Origin of the sequence: Mesorhizobium sp. M4A.F.Ca.ET.090.04.2.1 (assembly GCF_003999085.1) — a bacterium.
In the GTDB taxonomy this organism is placed as follows: Bacteria; Pseudomonadota; Alphaproteobacteria; order Rhizobiales; family Rhizobiaceae; genus Mesorhizobium.
This window is the reverse complement of record NZ_RZOT01000698.1, coordinates 1-2,456: the sequence shown is the minus strand read 5'-3', so window position 1 is coordinate 2,456 and position 2,456 is coordinate 1. Positions and strand designations below refer to the sequence as shown.

The 2,456-nt window shown below is 62.3% G+C and carries 2 protein-coding genes and 1 pseudogene; 2 read left to right on the top strand and 1 reads right to left on the bottom strand.

The window, feature by feature from the left end:
- Together EN781_RS30585 and EN781_RS30580 are read left to right on the top strand one after the other, a co-directional pair.
- Nucleotides 1–211: pseudogene (locus EN781_RS30585) on the top strand (LysE family translocator); the annotation flags it as partial.
- A 172-nt stretch (nucleotides 212–383) separates the two neighbouring features.
- Nucleotides 384–1,607, top strand: a complete 1,224-nt coding sequence (locus EN781_RS30580; RefSeq protein ID WP_126059106.1) for a TadE/TadG family type IV pilus assembly protein — start codon at nucleotides 384–386, stop codon at nucleotides 1,605–1,607.
- A 51-nt stretch (nucleotides 1,608–1,658) separates the two neighbouring features.
- Here EN781_RS30580 and EN781_RS30575 read toward each other — a convergent pair whose 3' ends face one another.
- Nucleotides 1,659–2,363 (bottom strand): glutathione S-transferase family protein, encoded by a 705-nt coding sequence (locus EN781_RS30575; protein WP_126055126.1) that lies wholly within the window; start codon nucleotides 2,361–2,363, stop codon nucleotides 1,659–1,661.
- Nucleotides 2,364–2,456 lie beyond the last annotated feature (93 nt).

Sequence of the window (2,456 nt, the reverse complement as noted above, 5' to 3'; positions counted from 1 at the left end):
GGCCAAGGGCCATGTCCTGTCGCAGCTTCTGGTGCTGGGCGTCACCCAGATCTCGATCAGCCTCACCGTCAATGCCATCATCGCGGTGACAGCCGGCTCGATCGCGACCTTCCTCGCCGGACGACCGCTGTGGATGGTCATCCAGCGCTGGATGATGGGCACGGTGCTGGCGGCGCTGGCTCTGAGGATGGCAACCGAAGCGCAGCGCTGACGGGGCGTGCCGATATTCAGGTCTTGTTGCGCGCCAGCTGCCGCTGTGGCCTGGCAGGCTTGGCCAACCATTTGTGCAGCATTTTACAATTCAAGCATTTTATCATTTGCTTAAATTGCTCGTAGAGACCCCTGGCGTATCACTTGAGCTTTACAGAGTTCGGCGAGGGGCAATGTTCGCATTGAAACGCTTCCGGGCCTCCGAGCGCGGCAACTTCGCCATGGGGACCGCCATAGCGATGCTGCCGATAATGCTTGGCGTGGCCGGCACCATCGATCTGGTGGGCACCAGCGACGACGCAGCGCAGTTGCAGAACTCGCTGGACGCGGCCGGGCTTGCCGTCGCCACGAAGTACTCAGCCGGGATGACAGCCGGTGACGTCCAGTCGCTTGGGCTGACATTTTTTGCGGCCAACATGAGCGCCGCCGACCAGCAGGAATATTCAGGCAGCGTCTCCGCCTTTTCGGCAGCCGCCAGTGGGAGCCCGAGCGCCTATTACATCTCGCTTTCGTCCAGCATCAGCCGGCCAAGCTTCCTCAGCGGCGCGGCCTCGTGGCAGGCCAACCGCTCGGCCAAGGTCAAGATGAACCCGGGTGCACAGGCCTGCGTGCTGGCGCTCGATCCGCATGTGTCTTCAGCGGTGAGCCTGCAAGGCTCGACCAATGTCACGATGAGCAGTTGCGTGATCGCCGCGAACTCCGACGCGTCCGATGCCGTCAGCAGAGGTGGCTCCGCCCTGGTCTCGGCGGCATGCGTCTCGACGGTCGGCGGCACTTCCGGCCTTTCGCCACCAAGCGCCAATCTCACCTGCGGAACGCCGCTCGAGCATCAATACGCGTCTTTCGATCCCCTGGCCGACGTCGTTCCCCCCGACTACACGTTGTGTTTGCCGGTCCCCAAGGGCAAGACCTACACGCTGGCGCCCGGCACCTATTGCGACAAGACATTGTCGGGTAACATCACGCTTGAGCCTGGCGTCTACATAATGCGCGGCACCGCCATCAAACCCGGGGGCAACGGCAGCCTGACCGGCCAGGGGGTGACGATATTCCTCATGGAGGGCGCGCAGATTTACATAAATGCCAATGAGCAGGTGAACCTTTCCCCGCCCACCAGCGGTCCCTATGCCGGCATCACCATCTTCGAAAACCACGAAAACACGTCGGCCTTGACGTTGAATGGCGGCGCCAATTCCGTGATCAGCGGTTTCGTCTACGCGCCGGACGCGCCCGTTAGCTATGCCGGCAACTCCGACATGAGCGGCCAGGGAGACTGCCTGAGGCTTGTCGGCAAGACCGTGCAGATGACCGGAAACTCATCCATCAAAACGGACTGCTCAGCCGTGCTTGGAAGTCGCGAGATGTATGCCAGCCGCCTCATCACGCTCGTGAAATAAGGAGTATTCGTTGGGCGGCGCCAGGCGCGCTGGCGCCGCACAATAGCAGCTCTAGGCCGCGAAGCGTTCGATCACCTCGGCCAGCGGGACATGCCCAAGGCAGGCACCCGAACCCACAGGCTTTCTGCCATCCTCTACGGCGAGCGCGTATTGCACGACCGGATCGGCCTGGATGCGCTCGCGCAAAGCGGCAAGCCTGGGATAGTCGGCGCCCTCGATCGCCTGGTGGAACTCGGCCCAGCGCGCCACGCCGATCAGCGTGGTGTCGGCCAGCGTCAGCCGATCGCCGACCAGGAAGTCGGTCCCGTTGATCATCGCCTCGAGCCGGTCGTGGCGTTCGGCAACGGCCTTGCGACCAAAGTCGCGCAAGGTTGCCTGCAAGACTGGGTCCGGCGACGTCATTTCCAACGCCGCCCAGAGCGGCATGAAAGCGGCGGTAAATCCGGTGTTCACAAAAGCCATGAGTTGATGCATCCGATCGGCTTCCTGCGTGCGCGGGTCGAAGCTGATGCGCCGGTTTGTATCGCGGGCCTCGAGCCATGCGGCGATCGCCATGGTCTCGGTCAGCACCTTGCCTTCGTCGGTGATCAGCACCGGCGTTTCCTGCCGGCCGTTGATGCTGGCATAGGCTTCGTTCTTCATGTCGGCCAGCATGTCCACCCGGCACAGCCGGTAGGGTAGCCCGAGGCGTTCGAAGGCAGCGACGAGCCCCATCGAGCTTCCCGCCGGGAAGCCGTAAAGGAGGATAGGTTCCATTTGTTGTCTCTTCCATGTTCGAGGATCACGCCGCGCAGCGAAACTTGACCCTAAACGCTGGTCGCCCCATGTAAATTACGCACTATTCTGTAA